At 61.0% G+C, this 18492-nt stretch carries 18 protein-coding genes and 1 pseudogene; 11 read left to right on the top strand and 8 right to left on the bottom strand.

Annotation, left to right across the window (positions count from 1 at the left end; all coding sequences use genetic code 11):
• Positions 1-172 precede the first annotated feature (172 nt).
• On the top strand, positions 173-421 hold the full coding sequence (locus ROA7023_RS21465) for a hypothetical protein (RefSeq protein WP_234992391.1): 249 nt from the start codon (positions 173-175) through the stop codon (positions 419-421).
• 48 nt (positions 422-469) lie between these two features.
• On the opposite strand, the gene ROA7023_RS21460 is transcribed toward ROA7023_RS21465, so the two are convergent.
• The 8 genes from ROA7023_RS21460 to tnpA form a co-directional block, all read right to left on the bottom strand.
• Positions 470-3265 (bottom strand): BPTD_3080 family restriction endonuclease, encoded by a 2796-nt coding sequence (locus ROA7023_RS21460; RefSeq protein WP_085881031.1) that lies wholly within the window; start codon positions 3263-3265, stop codon positions 470-472.
• Positions 3266-3269: 4 nt separating this feature from the next.
• Positions 3270-6401 (bottom strand): site-specific DNA-methyltransferase, encoded by a 3132-nt coding sequence (locus tag ROA7023_RS21455; RefSeq protein ID WP_074784659.1) that lies wholly within the window; start codon positions 6399-6401, stop codon positions 3270-3272.
• Positions 6402-6534: 133 nt separating this feature from the next.
• Positions 6535-6945: a ParB/RepB/Spo0J family partition protein gene (locus ROA7023_RS21450; RefSeq protein ID WP_085881030.1), complete on the bottom strand. Its 411-nt coding sequence runs from the start codon at positions 6943-6945 to the stop codon at positions 6535-6537.
• Positions 6942-8249, bottom strand: a complete 1308-nt coding sequence (locus ROA7023_RS21445; protein WP_085881029.1) for a recombinase family protein — start codon at positions 8247-8249, stop codon at positions 6942-6944. The genes ROA7023_RS21450 and ROA7023_RS21445 overlap by 4 nt, the downstream gene beginning before the upstream one ends.
• On the bottom strand, positions 8246-8698 hold the full coding sequence (locus tag ROA7023_RS21440; RefSeq protein ID WP_074784666.1) for a DUF2924 domain-containing protein: 453 nt from the start codon (positions 8696-8698) through the stop codon (positions 8246-8248). The genes ROA7023_RS21445 and ROA7023_RS21440 overlap by 4 nt, the downstream gene beginning before the upstream one ends.
• 355 nt (positions 8699-9053) lie before the next feature.
• Positions 9054-10589: an IS66 family transposase gene (gene tnpC / locus ROA7023_RS21430; RefSeq protein ID WP_085881028.1), complete on the bottom strand. Its 1536-nt coding sequence runs from the start codon at positions 10587-10589 to the stop codon at positions 9054-9056.
• Between the two features lie 77 nt (positions 10590-10666).
• The gene (gene tnpB, locus ROA7023_RS21425) at positions 10667-11014 is read right to left on the bottom strand and encodes an IS66 family insertion sequence element accessory protein TnpB (protein ID WP_085881027.1); all 348 of its coding nucleotides are present in this window, start codon (positions 11012-11014) and stop codon (positions 10667-10669) included.
• On the bottom strand, positions 11011-11424 hold the full coding sequence (gene tnpA, locus ROA7023_RS21420) for an IS66-like element accessory protein TnpA (protein ID WP_085881026.1): 414 nt from the start codon (positions 11422-11424) through the stop codon (positions 11011-11013). The genes tnpB and tnpA overlap by 4 nt, the downstream gene beginning before the upstream one ends.
• Positions 11425-11688: 264 nt before the next feature.
• Here tnpA and ROA7023_RS21415 point away from each other — a divergent pair, with 264 nt between their 5' ends.
• The 10 genes and pseudogenes from ROA7023_RS21415 to ROA7023_RS21370 form a co-directional block, all read left to right on the top strand.
• Positions 11689-12477, top strand: a complete 789-nt coding sequence (locus tag ROA7023_RS21415; protein WP_143535699.1) for a hypothetical protein — start codon at positions 11689-11691, stop codon at positions 12475-12477.
• Entirely contained in the window at positions 12474-14336 is a 1863-nt protein-coding gene (locus ROA7023_RS21410; protein ID WP_085881024.1) for a 7-cyano-7-deazaguanine synthase, read from the top strand. Before ROA7023_RS21415 ends, ROA7023_RS21410 begins: the two co-directional genes overlap by 4 nt.
• A gap of 204 nt (positions 14337-14540) precedes the next feature.
• Complete coding sequence (locus tag ROA7023_RS21405; RefSeq protein WP_085881023.1) at positions 14541-14810, top strand: helix-turn-helix transcriptional regulator; 270 nt, start codon at positions 14541-14543, stop codon at positions 14808-14810.
• Between the two features lie 45 nt (positions 14811-14855).
• Positions 14856-15116 carry a hypothetical protein gene (locus ROA7023_RS21400; protein ID WP_085881022.1) on the top strand — a complete coding sequence of 87 codons (261 nt, stop codon included), beginning with the start codon at positions 14856-14858 and terminating at the stop codon, positions 15114-15116.
• A gap of 20 nt (positions 15117-15136) precedes the next feature.
• A complete protein-coding gene (locus ROA7023_RS21395) occupies positions 15137-15526 on the top strand; it encodes a hypothetical protein (protein ID WP_200812574.1) in 390 nt (129 codons plus the stop codon).
• A 44-nt stretch (positions 15527-15570) separates the two neighbouring features.
• Positions 15571-16059 (top strand): hypothetical protein, encoded by a 489-nt coding sequence (locus tag ROA7023_RS21390; protein WP_085881033.1) that lies wholly within the window; start codon positions 15571-15573, stop codon positions 16057-16059.
• A complete protein-coding gene (locus ROA7023_RS21385; RefSeq protein ID WP_085881021.1) occupies positions 16056-16835 on the top strand; it encodes a hypothetical protein in 780 nt (259 codons plus the stop codon). Before ROA7023_RS21390 ends, ROA7023_RS21385 begins: the two co-directional genes overlap by 4 nt.
• Positions 16825-17307 (top strand): hypothetical protein, encoded by a 483-nt coding sequence (locus ROA7023_RS21380; protein ID WP_085881020.1) that lies wholly within the window; start codon positions 16825-16827, stop codon positions 17305-17307. Before ROA7023_RS21385 ends, ROA7023_RS21380 begins: the two co-directional genes overlap by 11 nt.
• A complete protein-coding gene (locus tag ROA7023_RS21375) occupies positions 17304-18185 on the top strand; it encodes an ATP-binding protein (protein ID WP_085881019.1) in 882 nt (293 codons plus the stop codon). Before ROA7023_RS21380 ends, ROA7023_RS21375 begins: the two co-directional genes overlap by 4 nt.
• Positions 18186-18206: 21 nt before the next feature.
• Positions 18207-18492: pseudogene (locus ROA7023_RS21370) on the top strand (hypothetical protein); the annotation flags it as partial.

The raw sequence follows: 18492 nt of genomic DNA, 5'->3' as shown, positions 1-18492 counted from the left end.
GCTCGAATGGAACAACGGTAGATTTCGACATGTGGCATATCCCTTTCTCTTTGAGAATTGACGGCGCTTCAGCACCGCCATGATATGCCGCCCCTCAGGGGCCATCACCAACTTTCAACCATATCTCGGGACTGTCCCGGTTACCCGCACTGGCGACTTTTCCGATGTCTTTGTGACCGACGCAGACGGCCGCCGGATGGTGTGGACCGATGTCAGTCACATCGACAATGACGCGATGCGCGACCTGATGCGGCAGATCGTCGACCGGCTCTACACGTTCCATATGAACCGGGACGATCCGCAGTTTCGTGGCCACCTCGATCGCTGGCTGGCGATTTCCGGAACATGGGACGATCCGAAGCTGGATGATGCCCTGCTGGCGGTGATCAGCGAAAACGAAGAACCCGACCGGCCGGTATAGTCAGGATGCGCTTGGGCCGATCGTGTGTCCCAGAAAGTCTTGTCCGCTCTACTCTGCTGGCTCGGCAACGGCAGCGTGCCTCGTGATGATGTCCTGAACTTCACCCGGCTTGAACGCCACGTCCCACTCCCAGCGTCCGAAGCCTCCGGCCGCGTTGATCGCTTTGACCCATTCGTTCAGTGCGTCGCGTTTGGCCTTATTCTGCGGGCTGTCGGTCCCCTTGATCTCGAGGGCCAGGAGCTTGCCACCCGACAGACGAACGAGGAAGTCCGGGACGTATCGCCGCCGAGAGCCTGCCCACATGTAGTAGACTTGGAAGCCGAGATGATCGTTTTTGGCATAGGCTTCCACGTCATCCCGGGTCTCAAAGACATTGGCCGCATGGCCCTCCCAGGATGAATCCCCGACCAGATGGCTGATGTGAGACTTGGTTGAGGGGAAGCATGGCTTGGTCGTGTACCAGGTTCGCATCTGACCGGTTGCGCCGATCGGATTTTCCTCGTCAAAGACAGGTGTCAGGCGCTCCGTGTTCTGCTCGGTCACGTTGCTCAGGACATTTTGGACGACCAGATCGATGTTCAGTGCGATGAGGATCCGCCGACGGAGCGGGTCGGAGTGAAACAGGGATGGGATTTCGAGGCGGTCGGATTGCAAAAATGTCTCGACGATCCTGACCAACTGCGCAGCCAGGTATTCAGGCGTCCCGGAGAAACCGTGGCTCAGTTCGGCAAACGCCTTCCGGGCCGCCTGAAAGACGAGACGCTGCAACCGGAAACCATCCGGCAGCTTTTCCAGATCGATCGCGGTGACCTTGCCCATATCTGTCGCGCCGCCGAGGGCCGGAGCAAGCTCCGCACTGATCGGTGTGCTGGCAGGGTCAAGCACCAGAGGTGGCACCTTGTCCCAGGCAACGGTCAATTCCGGTTTCACGACGGTTTCCACACGCAACACGTTCGGCCACTTGATCTCGAGGTACGCCCGATCCGGGATAACCTCGATCTGCGTGGTCGGCTTCGGCGGCGGGGGCGGGTCGCCGCCTTCTCCAGTCTCCGAGATGGAAAGCGGCACGCCGAACACGTTGACGTACTCGGGCAAGAACAGGCCGTTTTCGTCGGTGTCGTACGAAACCCGGCGCAGGCCTCGCCCAACGACTTGCTCGCACAGCAATTGCGACGTGAATGCCCGCAAGCCCATGATATGGGTCACATTCTTGGCGTCCCATCCCTCTGAGAGCATTGCGACCGAGATAACGTTTTGCAGGTCCTGGCCAGCCGCCCCACGCTTGCCGACATTGTCCACAATCTCACGCAGCAGCTCTTCTTTCTTCAGGGACAGGAACCGCTGCTTCCGAGTTTCGGGAATGTCGGCCGCTTCGATGATTTCCTTCAGCCGCGCCTCGTAATCCTTGTCTGACGTCGCTGTCTCGCCAATCTCGGCCTTGTCGAGGACTTTTGAATCCACCCGCAGTGTTCGAGCGATGGCATGCAGTTCCGGCCAGTGGGCGTCCCCCTTGTTGAAGTAGTTCTCGATGCGGGCTGCAGTTTCCGTGCGGTTGCACACCGTCAACATCACCGGAGGGGAATGATGCCCGACATCCCGCCACTGCCGCTGCGTCTCCCGCCAGTCGGCTCCGAGGAGCGTGTAGGCATCCTGAACCAGCTTCGGGAGGGGCTCGTGCGGCTCTGCCTTCGCCCGGTTGAGATCTTCTGACACCGATGGATCACGGTAGATATGGTAAAGCTTGGACCGCAGCGTCTTGGCGTCCGGCAGGGCATCGTCGCGCACCACCACGCGCGGCGTCTTCACCAGCCCGGCCTCGATCGCGTCGTTCAGGCCGAAGTCCGAGACGATCCAGTCGAACAGCGCGGTGTCGGTGCTTTTCTTCCCGGTCGGTGCGAACGGCGTGGCCGAGAGATCAAAGCAGCGCTGAATCCGGCGGGTCTTGTGGATGCGGTCCAGACCCTCGATCCAGCGTGTCGCCTCGTCCAGATCAATGCCCTGCTCGGCGGCCTGCTTCTTGCTGATCTTCACCTCGGGCGGCTTGCGGTAGGCGTGGTGCGCCTCGTCGTTGATGACGATGATGTCCTTGTGCACGGCCAGCTTCCCCAGCACCCGCCGCGTGTATGCCTCGTCGGACTCGCGGCCCTTCTTGACGACCGAGCGATCCGCTTCTTTCAGCGGCATCAGCGAATGCCAGTTATCGATCAGCACTTCGGCCTGGTTCAGCCTCGCGCGCAGCGCCTCGGACGGGCACAGGTTGAACTCGTCGTAGTAGCTGCCCTCGCTTGGCAACAGCACCTGCAGCCGTTCTTTCACGGTCAGCCCGGGTGCCACGATGAACACGGCGCGGCTGAAGTCTTTGTTCCGCTTCGGATAGGTCAGCGCATTGAGTACCTGCCAGGTGATGATCATCGCCATCACCGTGGTCTTCCCCGCGCCCGTAGCCATCTTGTTGCACAGGCGCTCCCACGTCCCGCCATCGCCCGGGATCGCGATGCCCTGCTTGAACGCTTCCGCCCCCTCGACCCACCAGATCAGAGTCTCGATGGCCTCCAACTGGCAGAAGTAGAATGGATATTGCCGCGCATCGCGGTCATGCCAGTGGTCCAGCAGCTTGCGCGTTACGATGGTCACGCCGGGCCAGCCTGCCTCGCGCCAGGCGTCAACGCGTGTGCGGATCGTGTTTACCAGATCCAGCACCTCGGTCCGCTTGGTGTTGTTGCGCGCGTCGAACACCTCGTAGCTCGCTGGCCGCCGCTCGGGCTTGATCTCCAGCTTTCCGCCTTTGGCCTCGATCCAATGCTGGGCGGGGCAGACGAAGGGCGTATTGATGATGAGGGACATGGGCTTACCCCTCCAGCGGCATGATCTTGAGGGACTCGATCCCGCGATCATCGACGATCTTCACCGCGATCCGCTTGTTGTCTCCGGCCTCGAACGGCAGCGACACGGTGCCGTGGAACTGCTCCAGCAGGTCCTCGTCCAACTCCGCGCGGATCGTCTTGCGCAGCCGGTTCCAGCCGCCCTTGGCGTCGGCCATGGGAAAGAACACCTGATGCGGCATGAGCGAGCGCTGGTCATAATCCACGTCCAGCGACCACATGGCGATCTGGTTTTTACCACCAGACACCAGATCGCCCGCCTTCGGGTCGAAATAGTCAAAGCCGTTGACCTCGACCTCCCACATCCCGTCCTTGCGTTTGCGCAGATCCACGTCCGGTTGGCCCATCAGCCAGAAGGACTGGTTGGAAGCGCGTTTCTTCTTCAAATCCTCGGTCAGCAGGTCGGTGTTCATCTGCGCCTTGAGCAGGGTGACACCCGGCCAATTCACCTCGTCGATGTCCTTGGCGGCCTCAGGATCGAAGGTGAAGGCGCAGAACAGGATGAATTTGGGCGACGGGCGCAAGGTTTCGGCCTCGGTCAGGGCCAATTCGACCTGACGCTGTTCCAGGCTGGCGTGTTCGGGGCCAAAGCTGACGACGACACGTTCGCCGGTGTCGGCCAGCGATCCGCTGGCATGGATGTGTTTCAACCCCGGCAGGGTTTCGAATTCGGCAAAGCGCAGCATCGCGCCGCCCTTTCCGCGCACGCCGGTCTTCAGCAGCTCGTCGCGCCAGAGCGACTGGCGTGAGGTCTCGCCGGAGCGGGCGACAGTCTCGTCCGCCTCCCTCGCGGGCACACTTTCGTCGAGCGACAGGACGGTGGGCGCGGGCACGGCCTCGACGCTGAACGGGCCGGTGATGCGCAGGCGGTTCTTGTCGATGCGGGGCTTGTCATACAGCGTTTCCTGATCGGCGTGATCGGCGATGGACTGGTCCATGCGGCGCTGCATCGCCTGACGGGCTTTATGGAACGCTTCAAACGGGGCGCGCGCGGCGTCGGGCCAATCGTCGGGCAGATCGAACGGCACCTCCCACTCAAACAGCGTCTCGCCCTTGGCGAAGTCCACCGGCTTGCCCTTGCGCACGCCTTGGGTGGGTTTCAGGGGCTTCGGCGGGGTGGCGGCCGATGTGGTGGTGAGCACGGTGTTGAGGGTGTCGAGCGCGGCCGCGACCTTGGGGTGATCCTCGTCGTAGATCGTGTCGATGTCGGGGTTGTTGGCGATGCTTTTCAGCATGATATGCGGCACGGTTTCATAGTCGAAACCGCCGCCCAGACCCTCGTGCGGATAGCGCAGGGCGTAATAGTCGAACGACGCGGTCATCAGTCGCTGCTTGGCCAGTGTGATCGCCACGCGCGAGGTGTCGCAGGTGATCCAGCGCCGCCCCCATTTTTCCCCGACGAAGGCGGTGGTGCCAGAGCCACAGGTCGGATCGAGCACCAGATCGCCGGGATCTGTGGCCATCAAAAGGCAGCGTTCTATAACTGCCGCAGCAGTCTGGACGACATACATCTTGTCTGGGCTTCCGGCCACATCAGACCAGATGTTTGAAATCTCATATGCCGGAAAGTCGTCCAAGAAACGCTTGTACCGAAGAGTTGTTGCACTTCCACTGACACGTCCCGCCGCGATTATTCGTTTAAAACCGGCCTCACCCGTTTTCCAGAAACCACCAGAAGGTCCCCACTCCTTACCTTGGAAATCGACGGGAAACGAGCCTGGCGGACGGTTTGAGACAAGAGCAGTCCACTGATATTCACGGCCGCAATCATCGGTCAGATTATATCGTGCGCCGGAGCCGTGCCCCTCTCCTGCAATCTTCTCTCTGTAGATTTGTCGATATTTAAGTTTTGATCTGTCACGAGAATACCAGACTGCGTAATCTGCAATATTGGCGAGATTTTGAGAAGCTTGTCCGCCGGTCTTTTGTATTACAATGTTGCTTATGAAGTTTTCTACGCCGAATATCTCGTCCATCATTTCACGAACGTGATGCAAATTCTCATCCGAAATCTGCACGAACACCGACCCGCTTTCGGTCAGCAAGTCCCGCGCCAGCAGCAGCCGGTCGCGCAAATAGGTGAGGTAGGAATGGATGCCCAATTCCCAGGTGTCGCGAAACGCCTTTATCATCTCGGGTTCCTGCGTCAGGTCCGCGTCTGACCGGTCCTTCACGTCGCGCTTGTTGGTGAAGGGCTGAAAGTTCGACCCGTATTTGATGCCATAGGGCGGGTCGATATAGATCATCTGGACGGTGCCGCCCATGCTCTCCTTGGTCAGAAGCGAGTTCATCACCAGCAGGCTGTCGCCCGCCACCAGCCGGTTCGACCAGCCCTTTTCGTGGTGGTAGAAATCCAACGCCTGGCGCAGCGGCAGGTTTTCAAACGGCGCCGCGAACAGGTCCGGCTGCCGCCACTGGCTGGGCGCATCCTTGCCCTTCAGCCGCTTGGTCGCATTGGCCAGGATCGTCGCCGGGTCAACCCGTTCATGGACATGGAGCGAGACTGTATCGACCTCGAAACTGGTCTTCTCCGCCTTGCCCGTCCAGTTCAGATAGGGCTGCTGGAGCCGTTTAAGTTCCACCAGCGCGTCCTTCATCCGCTGGGGATCGTCGCTGGCAAGGGCGTCGTCGATCAGAGTCTCGATCCCGCCGCGCGCAGAGTCGAAGTTCAGCACCGGATCCAGATGCGGATCATAGGCCCAGGTCGTCTTGTCCCCGTCCGGATCGGTGCCCGCGTGGACCATCCCGACCTCGGGGTTGTTCACCCGCGTCTCGCCATGCCGGTAGCTGACCACCTGTGTCGGATCGTCGGATTTGCGGGTGCTCTTCTTGCGCGTAGTGGTGGTTGTCTTGGGTTCCTTGACCACGGGCGCGGTCAATTCAAGATCAGCCACATCCGCGCGATAGATAGACCCGCCGCGCCCCCGTCCGCGCCCGAGGGCCCCGTCCTCAACCAGTTCATCGCGCGCGACCGCATAATCTTCGTCCGCCAAGCCCGGCAGATGCTCGCGCAAAAGCGCCATCATCGCGCCATTGCCGATGGAAGACCCGTCTTCGGGCGTCAAGGACAGGATCAGGTCGGTCAGGCTGTCGGACATGGGCGGATCACCGATACTTGCGAAAAGGGCTTGTTTTCACGTCTTGTTTTCGGGGACCCTATCGCGCGACCTTGGCTTTTGCACGCCCGATTCCGCCGTGGCGTGCTTCTCGTGTCTCTCGATACGTTGATGTCTATTCGGATTCCGGGTTTTGTCTTTCAGACAGCCAAAACGTTTCTTGCTCGGCCCAATTCAATGGGAATGGGTCCATTAGCTTCGCCAAAGAAATGTGCGAGTGGTGCTGGCCCGACATGATGGCATCAACGACCTCTGGCGAAAGCAGCGAAAGCCGCAATACCCTTGCCATATAGGTGAATGCGATCCCCTCGTGTTCAGCCAGTTCTGCCATTGTCGTGAACTCCCCCGACTCCAACATCCGTTTCCAGCGAAACGCACGTGCCAGCGCCTTGACCACCGTGTTGTCCATCTTGGTGTGCCCAGATGGCCCATCCGGCATCTGCATCTCCTTTCGGCCGCCGCGCTTCACGATGCGGAACGGGATGTGCACTGTCACCGTTTTTGGCACTGGCTTCGCGCGGGTCATGCCGCCGTTCCTAGATCAGCCATCATTTCGCGCGCCAGCCCGATCAGACCGTCCATGCGGAGGCGTACATCGAGGCCATCGATGCCGATATCGACCCGCTCGACCAACAGTGTCGCGATGCGCGCCTGCTCTGCGGGGAAGAGTTCATCCCAGAGCGGATCGAGTCGGGCCAGTGCGTCACGGGCATCGGCCTCGGTGATCTCGCCGTCCTGTGCGCGTGCCGCTTTCCATGTGCCCGCTACGATTTCGGGTTGGCGGAACACGGCGCGGAGCTGGTCGATGACGGCGCTTTCGATTTCGCCCGCTGGAACCCGGCCGACCGGACATGATCCTGCACCGTGTTTCAAAACAGTCTGGCTGACATAGTAGCGGTAAAGCTTGCCCTTCTTGCGGGTGTGGGTCGGCGAGAACGCCGCGCCATCGGGGCCGTATAGCAGTCCTTTCAGCAGGGCTGGCGTGTCGGCACGCGTGCGCGCGGCGCGTTTGCGGGGGCTTGTCGTCAGGATGGCGTGGACCTTGTCCCAAACCGCGCGGTCGATGATCGCGTCGTGCTCGCCGGGATAGCTGTCGCCTTTGTGCACGGCCTCGCCGATGTAGGCGCGGTTGTTCAACAGGCGATACAGGTATTTCTTGTCGATCCGGTTGCCACGGCTGGTCTGAATACCGCGTGCCGCCAGTTCCCGCGCCAGTTCCGTGCCTGATCCGATTTCGATGAAGCGGGCGAAAATCCAGCGTATCTTGTCGGCATCGGCTTCCTTGATGACCAGCTTGCGGTCCTTCACCTCGTAACCCAGAGGCGGCACGCCGCCCATCCACATGCCCTTCATTCGGCTGGCGCGAACCTTGTCCCGAATACGTTCCGCCGTCACCTCACGCTCGAACTGGGCAAACGAGAGCAGGATGTTCAGCGTTAGCCGCCCCATAGACGTTGTCGTGTTGAAAGACTGCGTTACGGAAACGAAGGTGACGCCATTCCGGTCAAAGACCTCGACCAGCTTGGAAAAATCCATGAGCGAGCGCGACAAGCGGTCGATCTTGTACACGACAACCACGTCCACCAGCCCATCCTCGACGTCCGCGAGTAGCCGTTTCAGGCCGGGGCGGTCCAGCGTTCCGCCGGAAATGCCGCCGTCGTCATATTGGTCGCGAACCAGAACCCAGCCCTCGGACCGCTGGCTGGCGATGTACGCCTCACAGGCTTCCCTTTGGGCATGGAGCGAGTTGAACTCTTGCTCAAGCCCTTCCTCGGAGGACTTCCGGGTGTAAACGGCGCAGCGCAGTTTTCTGACGATGGGTTTGGTCATGCGCCCCTCCGGTGGTTTTTCAGGCCGAAGAACATCCAGCCGTTCCAGCGCGTGCCGGTTATGGCGCGGGCAACGGCGGACAGCGATTTGTAAGGTCGGCCCTGCCAGTCGAAACCGTCAGACGTGACGGTGACGAGATGCTCAATGCCCTGCCATTCACGGATCAGCCGTGTACCTACGATGGGCTTCAGGTCAGCGCGGATGCGGCTCTTCTTGCGGTCGCCACCGTCCAGCTGTTCGCCGAGAACTTCCAGCCGCTTCACAGTTTCCGGCTTCAGGCCGCCATAGGCCAGTTCCTGGATGCGGTACGCGAGGCGGCTCTCGAGGTAGCGACGATTGAACGGCGGCGGCTCGCTGTCGAACAGCTCACGCCATTGCGTCTTCAGGTCTGGCGTTGGCGTTGTCTTCAGCGCGTCCAGGCGGACGGGAATGGGGTCTTGTTTGGTCATGCGTTTCTCCGGTGAGTTGGAGTTGCATGACGCCATTCGTCGGCCGGATAGTGTAGGGAACTTTCTCTACTATTCTCAGATACTTCCGCCCGATCGCGCATCCGCAGGCGAACCAGCCCGATAGCCAGCAGGCCACACAAATCGGCACGGCGTTCAGCCGGTGTCATCTGGTCCGCTGGGAGTGGGTTGGGTCGTTTCATTGGAGCACCGGCAGGAGAACGTTTCGAACAGGGAAACGCTATGCGGTTAGCCAATAAAAACAATCAAAAACAAATGCTTGTCTGGTTTCTGCGCGCTGCTTCGAAATCATTCATAGACGGCACGAGCGTATGCGTCCGGTCTACCCGCGGTTGATTTATTTGGCGGAGAAGTTCCAGGGCATGAGGTCTTCGATGCGGGTGGTTTTATGGTCCTGGAGGCGTTCGAGAACCCAGGTGAGCCATGCTTCTGGATTGACGCCGTTCATGCGGGCGGTCTCGATCAAGGTGTAGGCGACGGCCGCCGCTTTGCCGCCGCCCTGTGATCCGACGAACAGGTAGTTCTTGCGGCCGACGGCTACGGGGCGGATTTTGTTTTCACAGATGTTGTTGTCGGGCTCGAGGCGGCCGTCGCTGAGATAGCCGCGCCCCTTGGCCATGCGGCCTTGGGCATAGCGGATGGCCTCGGCAAGCTTGGATTTGCCGGAGATCTTTGGAAGCTGCTCGGCGAGCCACGCCTCGAGGGCGTCAAAGATGGGCTTGGCCTGCTCCTCGCGCACGGTCGCCCGCTCCTCAGCGGATTTGCCCCGGATGGTCTTCTCGATGACATAGAGCTTTGCGATTTGCTTGATGGCCTCCCCGGCGATGGTGGAGCCCTCGCGCTCATAGACTTCGACGAACTTGCGCCTCACATGCGCCATGCATGCCTGCTCGCTTGCGCCATCTGGGCCGAACAGGCCGTTGAACCCTGCAAACCCGTCAGCATGCACGCAGCCCTCATATCCGGTCAGATGGCTGACGGGATGCTCACCTTTGCGATCGGCGCTGAACTGGTACCACGCGCAAGGCGGTGTGGTACCGGCCCATGGCCGCTCATCGCGAACATAGCACCACAGCCGGGCGGTCTGGGTCTTGCCGGTTTTGCCCTTGGTTTGCAGCTTGAGGGGTGTGTCGTCCGCAAAGAGCGCGGGCCCGGCGCGGACCAGTGCGCCGATATGATCGGCGAGCGGGGTCAGCAGACTGGTGGAGCGTCCCACCCAATCCGTCAGCGTGGAGCGATGCAGCTCGACCTTCTCGCGGGCGTAGATCTCGGATTGGCGATAGAGCGGCAGGTGATCGCAATATTTGCTGACGAGCACATGGGCCAGAAGGCCTGGACCACCGCGCCCACGGGTGATGGGCCGCGACGGTAGCTCGGCCTGCACGAAGGCTTCGCAGCCGTTGCAGGTCATGCGCGGACGCACGATCTGGCGCACCACGAAGTGGCCAGGGACGTAGTCCAGTTCCTCGGTCACATCCTCGCCAAGCTGACGCAGCTTGCCGCCGCAATCGCCACAGGTCTCGCCGGGCGACAGGACGGTCTGCTCGCGCTTGAGATGCTTGGGCAGCGGCGCACGGTTGTGGGTCCGCTTGCGCTGTGTCTGTTCCTCTTCAGATGCAGCCCCTTCGTCGACGGCATCGTCCTCGGCCTGCTCTTGGGCCGCGGCTTCGATCTCGGTGTCCTCTTGCAGGTCCAGCGCCAGCTGCTCGGAAGTCTCGGACTTGGACCCAAAGCGGGCTTTCCGGTGCCCATCCAGCTCGGCCTTCAGCTTCTCGATTTGATAGGCCTGAGACTGGATATGCTGGACCATCAACTCGCTGACAGCCCGCAGTTCGGCGGGGTCATCTGGCAGGGATTTGAAGGTCTCGGACATGGCCGGCAATATACCGATACGCGCGATCGGCTGGAACAAGAAACAGCATCAAAGCCCATGTTTTATTGGGCAATAGACTACCCCGCTGTGAGAGGCGTCCATGTCTTCAGAGGCGCGCGCCAGTCGATCCCTTCCAGCAGCATCGCCAGCTGAGACGGGCTCAGGCTCACCTTGCCACCCTTGGCAGTCGGCCAGACAAATCGGCCCCGTTCAAGGCGCTTGGTGAACAGGCAGGCGCCTTGGGCATCCCACCAGATGATCTTCAAAAGATCACCACGCCGACCGCGGAAGACGAAGAGGTGGCCGGAATAAGGATCCAACTCCAGGACCTTCTCGGTTTGCGCCGCCAGCGTGTTGAAGCCCCGCCGCATATCCGTCACGCCCGCAGCCAGCCAGATCCGCGCGTTGCTCGGCACCGGGATCATGAGGACAACCCCTCGACCATCGCCACGACCGCGGCCAACGCCGTGGTCCCCTCCACCAAGATGCGCCGTCCGTCCGACAGGGCGATATCAACGCGCTGTGCCGTCAGGGGCGCCGCCGGGCCCGCATGACGTGGAGCCGGTGTCGGGTCCGCGACAATGGTCACGCCTTCAACTTCAACCGGGAGAAAGACTGCGTCATCCGTGGCCGTGGTCACGGTCAAATCCGGCTCCGACTGGTCGATCGGGGCGAAACGAGGGTCCTTCAACCATTTATGGATCAGGTTCGTGTTCATCGCGTAGCGGCGCGCAACCTGTGCCACCGACACCCTAGGCGCCCGTGTCTGCAAACAGATCGACCGCTTCTCCTCGTCCGACCAAAACCGCTTCTTGATACCCTTCGGCGTGCCCATATCGCGCCCCCACAATGCCCACTATCAGAAGTGGACATTATCGAAACACTCTAACCCAAGGCAGAGCAGTCAGACCGGACGGTTACGCACGAGCGAACATCTCTCCTGACGCGAGCATTCTCGGTGTTTAACAATGCCTTGAAAGCGAATCATGATCCGGACAGAGTGAACGTGTGCCTGCGCACGAGACGCCAGTCTCGCGGGAAGATTTGATGGGAGCGCATATTCCGGTTTCAAGCACCGATAAATTTGAGAGATGATTTAATGGGGCACCAGCGTCTTGGAAAAATGCCGGCATACCGCCTGTTGCCCGAAATTATTCGGTACATAGTGGACGGCGGTATTCCAACCGAGGCGGTGGCCGATCAAATTACCGAATTTGGTCGAGAAGCACTGAAATTTGCTTTGAAAGACGATGTCTTCATTGAAGCGCTCTGGTTGTTGATCCGCTTGCCTCAGGCAAGTGCGGCCAAAGATGCATCAAGGGCACTGGCTGAAATCGGCATCAACGGCGCCAAGCCCGCGTCGGTCTCTGACCTCCTCTTTCAGTATGACAGTGCCGTGGAGCGGGTTCAACGTCGGATCCACCAGGGGAATACAGACCTCGGCGAAATCGCTCGTCGCGCTGGCCTTTCGGCGTTGGCAGAGGGCATGCAGTCGAACCTTCCATCTCTTTGGAGCCCCGGCGCGGACGACGTGCGGGCCTCGCTCGCCAGTTTGAGGGGAACTGAAAAATTCGCCGCATTGGCCCAAAGCTTTTACGCCAACTTTGTCGAGCGAGTGATCCATTACTACGTAGATCGAAACCTCCACAACATGATCGGTCCGGGTCGCATTGCGCGCTCCGTCCATGACATCGAGACGTTTGACGGTGCAGTCCGTCGGCATTGCAATGAGTCAGCCCTCATCATGCGAACATTTGCCCGGGACTGGCTGGGAAAGAACCACTATCGCGACGGCAAGGCGATTTCACGAGCGGATACGCGGGCTTTTTCTTCGCACGCAGTTGAGAAAATCAGGACCGAACTCGCATTGCGGAAAGGTAAGGCGTGAAGCAGCATCTGATCGAATGCGGTGTAACCGCCGCCTCCTGCAAGGAGGCGATCACCATGAACGTCCATGGTCCGAGCAAGAACGTGAACCTCCGCATCGACTACATTAGCAGAACGATGCTCTCGAACCTGCCCGACCTGCTGATCGATCTGCTCGAGGTCGCTGCATATGTCTATTGCGCCGATCAGCGCCTGGTCCGTGGATCGGAACAGCTTTCGAAATTCGGCGAAAATTGGCGCAGGAGCCTCAGGTTCTCGATCCCGGTGCGGGAACTGGAGGTCTGGCAGGACCCTGAGGTTCAGGATGCGCTGATCGACACGTTGGGATTTCTTTCCGACGACAGTTATACATTTGATTTTCGGCAGGCTGAGACGCCGGTTCAGCCCAAGGAACTGTATTTTCAAGATCTTATCGACCCCGCGGACGAACACGACGAGGTAGCACTATTCTCAGGCGGCGTGGACTCGTTCGCCGGTGCCGTGACTGATCTGGTGGCCAACGGTCGGTCGCTCACGCTGGTTGGACATTACTCGTCGACTAAGGTCAGGTCCGTTCAGGAAGGCCTTATTGCCGAGCTCAAGCGCAAGGGATTTGACCGGCGCCTTTCCTATGTTCCTGTTTGGGTCAGCAACGAAGGCGTTCGCGCACGCGAATTCACCCAGCGAACTCGCTCTTTCCTGTTCGCATGCTTAGGCTTCGTTGTAGCCAGAATGTCCGGCAAGGACAGCTTCAGTTTCTATGAAAACGGGGTGGTCAGCATCAATTTGCCGCTGGCGGGCGACGTTGTTGGTGGCCGAGCGACGCGTACTACCCACCCGAAAGTCCTGCGCGGGCTTGAGCACCTCTTTTCACTGCTCCTAGATCGTCAGATCCAGATCCACACACCCCTACAATGGCTGACTAAGACGGAAGTGACTGAGAAGATCGCGGCGGCAGGGATGGTCGATTTGCTCAGTCAGACCGTCAGTTGTACCCGGCCCAGGAAATGGACCGAAGGCCAAAAGCACTGTGGTGTGTGCTCGCAGTGTATCGACAGACGTTTTGGAATCCTCGCGGCCGGGTTGGGCGAACATGAGCCGCCAGCTCGCTATATGCACGACTTGCTTCTCGACGATCGGAGCGGCGGGGACGACTTGCGCATGGCGCTGGCTTACGTGTCGTTATTCAAGAGGATCTCGACGACCACGAAGGCGAGGTTCCTGGTGGACTTCCCAGAGATCGTTTCTGCGGTCGGCCACTTCCCGGGCGTGCCGACTGCCGAGGCGGGGGATCGCCTCTTCGATCTGTTTCAGCGTCACGCGAATTCCGTTGAGGATGTGATTTCGTCGGCGCTCAGGGAATACAGCACCGCCCTGTTCAGAAACGAGCTGCCGGCGGCATCGCTGCTCGTTGCGTGCAACAACCGAGGTCACGTCGAAGTTGCCCCGCCCTCAACCTACGACGCCGACATGAAGGCATTCATGGATCGGCTCTCGGTGGCTCCCCTTGAATTTGCATTCGACGATGATCAGGAGCGCGTGTATTTCAAGGGCGCGATGGCGCTGGAGGGTGCGAATTTCAAACTGGTCGCCGCTTTGATCGAGGCCTTCAGAACTGCCAAGAAGCGACGGTCCGAGGTTCCGTATCGTTCGGCACCGGACCTGGCGCAGTGCCTCGGCATTTCCGATCAGTCGATGCGTCAGCAGCTGAAGCGGTTGCGTGAGGCCATCGAACCTTTGAACGTGTCGTTGGGTATCCCGATGGATCAAGATTCGTTCATTCAGACCAAGGAGCGTGCGGGCTATCGAATCAACCCGCAGTGCTGTGAGATCTCGGTCGCGGATATTACGGGCAGCATTTCATCGGCCAGTACCGACTGAAGCGTCGGAGTCACACGCGTCGACGCGTCACGTCACAGAAGCTTTGAAGCAGCCCCGGTTTCTTGGGGCTTTTTCATTGTCCGACGTCACAAGAAAAATCCTTCTTGATCATATCAAACCAAGTCTAACCCGTTGAAAATGCTTGTATGTCCCGGTGCTTCGGCGCTGCGGGATGTACCGAAGCGCAATTCAACGGAGACCTGCATGTCACTGAAGCATCTGAACCAGATCGATCTCGCCGATCGCTGGAACATCTCGCATCGCACGCTCGAGCGGTGGCGTTGGACCGGTGAGGGTCCACGCTTCGTCAAGCTCGGTGGGCGGGTCGTTTATCGGCTGGAAGACGTAGAGGCGTTCGAGTGTGACCAAGTTCGCTCAAGCACTTCGAAAAAGCCCGCTTCGAAATCGGCGTGGCAGGTCATGCATCCGCCGACCCCGATGTCCCGATCCACTCGCACGAGCGGCTTTTCCTAGTTGAATGGCCATGGACGGTCGCAGCCCGCAGCAATGGATAATCCCATGAAACAACACGACTCTGTTCATACGGCGGCTCTCGTCAGGATCCCCGGCTTCTATCGCCGCTGGGAATTGCCGGAAATCCTGGAAAACCAACGTGCTTATCGGATCGAGAACGCCGGTTCCCATCAGGACGGAACGCCTCTCGTCGCGATCTATGCCGATACGGCAGCGGTCAGTCTCGACGGGCTGCCGAGCGCCCCGAACAAGAACGCTGAAACGGTCTCGGTCCCGTCTGGGACGATGTCGCGGCGGCCTGAGTAGAGGGGAAAAAGGAGGAGATCATGTTCATGGAAACCACACCCTTCATCACGGTCCGCGCCAGCCGACCGCTTTCCGAAATCGAGTTCTGCGCCTGGGTGGCACAGGCCGTTCCCGGCGACCGGCTGGAATACCATCGCGGCTTTCTGGTGCTCGACGTCTTCCCGATGTTCTCAAAGCTGTCGAATGCGCAGCGTGTCGCGTTGCACGGTCTAGGATCGCGGGCTTTCTGGGCCGCCGAACTGGCCCTCGTGCATCTCGTCCAAGAACGCGTGGGCCCCGACCAATTCGCCTATATCGCCGTCGCCCGGCCCAAGCCCAAAGCCGCTGCCGTCTCGCTGTCCGAGCTGCTGCTCGCCGAACAGGGGCAGCCCTGCGACGCCACCGGTTCGAGTGGCAGGGCTGCCGCGTGATGCCCGCATTTCAATCCCTTTTCACCAATCACGGAGGCCATTTCATGCCATTCCCCGAGAACACCCCGACGCCGGACGATCTACCGTCCCTCAGCGCAGCCGAGGTTGCTGCGCTGCCGGTCGAGTTGCTGGCAATCCTGCAGCGCGAGATCGACGAGCGCCTTAAGCGCGACAAGGCGGCCAAGACCCGCTTCGATGCGGGACTGGCCGTCCGCTATGCCACCCGCGCCGCCGAGGAACGGCAGTTGCTGGCCAAGGACACCGGCACCGTCCGCTTCGACGACGGTGATTTCACCGTGGTGGCTGATCTGCCGAAGCGGGTGGATTGGGATCAGGAGCGGCTTGCCGACATGGTCGCAAGGATCCGCGATGCCGGGGACGATCCGGCCGAATATGTCGATCTCGCTTACAAGGTGCCGGAGCGCAAATACGTCGCCTGGCCCGAGGCCATTCGGCAGGGTTTCGAGCCCGCGCGCACCGTCAGGCCGGGCACGCTGAAGGTCGAGATCGTCCCGCAGGGGGGCGATCAATGACGGCGCTCGCGGCAACATCGACCCCGTCACAGGACCTTCCCAGCCTGATCGAGCGCGCCGCCAGCATGCTTTCTGGGGCGAAAACCGCCGCCGAGGTGCTCGAGGCGCGAGAGGTGGCCGGTCTGGCCTACGATGTGGCGAAACGCGCCGCCCGGTTGCAACGAGCGAAGAGCGCCCATGACGATCTCGTCGCGGCGGCGCATCGCGCGCAGGCCCACGCGCTGGAGATCGAGGCCCGCGCCAAACGTCGCCTCGCGGACGAATACGATGCCGCGCAGGCGCGGGGCGAGGTGGCTGGCCACGGCGGCGGGAGAAATTTCAAGGTTGCTAACGGCAACGTTGAAACCACCACGGCCGATCTCGGATTGCGCCGCGACCAGATCCACGAGGCCCGCCAGCTCCGTGACGCGGAAGCCGTCGATCCTGGCATCGTGCGGCGCACGCTGGATGAGCGGCTGGAGCACGGGGAAGAACCCTCACGCGCGGCCCTGCGCAAGATGGTGGTAGATGCCGCCATGCGCGGGATGCGCCCGCAGCGCCGCGCCAGCCGACGCAATCCTCTCTATGTGGCGCCCACGCCTGAGCAGGCGGCCTGGCGGCATGTGACGGGTGTCTTTCGCGCTTTCGCCGAATGGGCTTCCGACGAGAACCTCGCCCTTGCCCGCAAAGGCATGCGCGAGGCCGGCGACACCCCGTTTCACGACCTCGACGCGCGGGCCATCGCGCAGGGGTCTGCAGCTTTCACGACAATCAAGGAGTGGTTCGATGCTCGATAGCCAGACGGCGGCATTCGCCGAGCGGGTCTGGGAGATTGCCTCCCGGCTTGGAAACAACGCCCCGAAAATCGCCGATGAGATGATGGGAACTGCCTTTCCGCTGACCTGCACGCAGGCGCGGCAGGAGGGGGCGCTGCGGATGCTGCGCACCGGCATCATCACGGAGGTGAAGCGGATCCTGCGCAACCGGACCGACGGTCTGGAGCAGGCGGACTTTTCGGATGTCTGCGACGCGTTCGTGCCGCTGATCAAGGACCTGCGCTCGAAGACCTACTTTGTCGAAGGCGCCGAGGAATACGTCGCCATCCCGGATCTGATCGCCGAGCCCGAACTGCTCGACGACGCGCGGCGGTTCATGCGGCGCAAGGGCAAGGAATGCCTCGACGAGGCGGACCGTCTCGATGCGCTCTTTGCGGCCGTGACCAGCACCGACCCCGATGTGGAGCGGGCGCGTCAGGAGGTGCTGGCATGACCGGCGCGCTCCCCATCATCAGCGCCGACCAGCGGCTTGCCGAACCGCGCGGCATCAAGGGCTGCATCTTCGGCAAGAGTGGAATCGGCAAAACTTCGTTGCTCTGGACCCTCGACCCCGAGGGCACGCTGTTCATGGATCTCGAAGCGGGCGATCTCGCCATCGAGGGCTGGGCGGGCGACAGCATCCGGCCTCGGACATGGGCGGAATGCCGGGATTTCGCGGTGTTCATCGGCGGGCCCAACCCGGCACTGCGCGACGAGCAGCCCTATAGCCCGGCCCATTACAAGGCAGTCTGCGACCGCTTCGGCGATCCGGCGGAACTCGATCGCTACGACACCATCTTCGTCGACTCCATCACTGTGGCGGGGCGGCTGTGCTTCGGGTGGTGCAAGGGTCAGCCTGAGGCACTGTCGGAGAAGACCGGCAAGCCGGATGTGCGTGGCGCTTACGGGCTGCATGGCCGCGAGATGATCGGTTGGCTCACCCATCTGCAGCACACACGGGCGAAGAACGTCTGGTTCGTTGGGATTCTCGACGAGAAGCTCGATGACTTCAATCGCAAGATATTCCAGCCGCAGATCGATGGCTCCAAGACCGGCTTAGAGCTGCCGGGGATCGTCGATGAGGTGATCACCATGTCCGAACTGAAGGCCGACGGCGGTGATCCGTATCGCGCCTTTGTCTGCCAGACGATCAACCCCTGGGGATTTCCGGCCAAGGATCGCTCTGGCCGCCTCGGACAGGTGGAAGAACCCCATCTCGGCCGCCTGATGGCGAAGATCCGGACGCCTGTGACCCCGGCGACGGATCGCCTGACCTACGCCCCGCCGCCCGCTGAACCGGTGGCCGCTGACAAATCCCAACTGCAATCCTGATCAGAAAAAAGGAGGTTCCCCATGGGTTCCTGGAACGATTTCAACGACGCGCAGAGCAATACCAACCTCATCCCGAAGGGCACGCTGGCCAAGGTGCGTCTGACCATCCGCCCGGGTGGGTTCGACGATGCCTCACAGGGCTGGACCGGCGGCTATGCCACGCGCGGCTCCACCGGGGCCGTGTACCTGAACGGCGAGTTCACCGTGACCGAAGGGCAATATGCCCGGCGCAAGATCTTCACCCTGATCGGTCTCTACAGCCCCAAGGGTCCGGATTGGACCAACATGGGCCGCAGCCTGGTGCGCG

This window comes from Roseisalinus antarcticus, from assembly GCF_900172355.1.
GTDB lineage: Bacteria > Pseudomonadota > Alphaproteobacteria > Rhodobacterales > Rhodobacteraceae > Oceanicola > Oceanicola antarcticus_A.
The sequence above is the reverse complement of the archived record's forward strand: the minus strand, read 5'-3'. Positions and strand labels throughout refer to the sequence as shown.

Coding starts and splice junctions, on each gene's coding strand:
- ROA7023_RS21460 (WP_085881031.1), bottom strand. CDS start 3,265: ATGTCCCTCATCATCAATACGCCCTTCGTCTGCCCCGCCCAGCATTGG.
- ROA7023_RS21455 (WP_074784659.1), bottom strand. CDS start 6,401: ATGTCCGACAGCCTGACCGACCTGATCCTGTCCTTGACGCCCGAAGAC.
- ROA7023_RS21450 (WP_085881030.1), bottom strand. CDS start 6,945: ATGACCCGCGCGAAGCCAGTGCCAAAAACGGTGACAGTGCACATCCCG.
- ROA7023_RS21445 (WP_085881029.1), bottom strand. CDS start 8,249: ATGACCAAACCCATCGTCAGAAAACTGCGCTGCGCCGTTTACACCCGG.
- ROA7023_RS21440 (WP_074784666.1), bottom strand. CDS start 8,698: ATGACCAAACAAGACCCCATTCCCGTCCGCCTGGACGCGCTGAAGACA.
- tnpC (WP_085881028.1), bottom strand. CDS start 10,589: ATGTCCGAGACCTTCAAATCCCTGCCAGATGACCCCGCCGAACTGCGG.
- tnpB (WP_085881027.1), bottom strand. CDS start 11,014: ATGATCCCGGTGCCGAGCAACGCGCGGATCTGGCTGGCTGCGGGCGTG.
- tnpA (WP_085881026.1), bottom strand. CDS start 11,424: ATGGGCACGCCGAAGGGTATCAAGAAGCGGTTTTGGTCGGACGAGGAG.
- ROA7023_RS21415 (WP_143535699.1), top strand. CDS start 11,689: ATGGGGCACCAGCGTCTTGGAAAAATGCCGGCATACCGCCTGTTGCCC.
- ROA7023_RS21405 (WP_085881023.1), top strand. CDS start 14,541: ATGTCACTGAAGCATCTGAACCAGATCGATCTCGCCGATCGCTGGAAC.
- ROA7023_RS21400 (WP_085881022.1), top strand. CDS start 14,856: ATGAAACAACACGACTCTGTTCATACGGCGGCTCTCGTCAGGATCCCC.
- ROA7023_RS21395 (WP_200812574.1), top strand. CDS start 15,137: ATGTTCATGGAAACCACACCCTTCATCACGGTCCGCGCCAGCCGACCG.
- ROA7023_RS21390 (WP_085881033.1), top strand. CDS start 15,571: ATGCCATTCCCCGAGAACACCCCGACGCCGGACGATCTACCGTCCCTC.
- ROA7023_RS21385 (WP_085881021.1), top strand. CDS start 16,056: ATGACGGCGCTCGCGGCAACATCGACCCCGTCACAGGACCTTCCCAGC.
- ROA7023_RS21380 (WP_085881020.1), top strand. CDS start 16,825: ATGCTCGATAGCCAGACGGCGGCATTCGCCGAGCGGGTCTGGGAGATT.
- ROA7023_RS21375 (WP_085881019.1), top strand. CDS start 17,304: ATGACCGGCGCGCTCCCCATCATCAGCGCCGACCAGCGGCTTGCCGAA.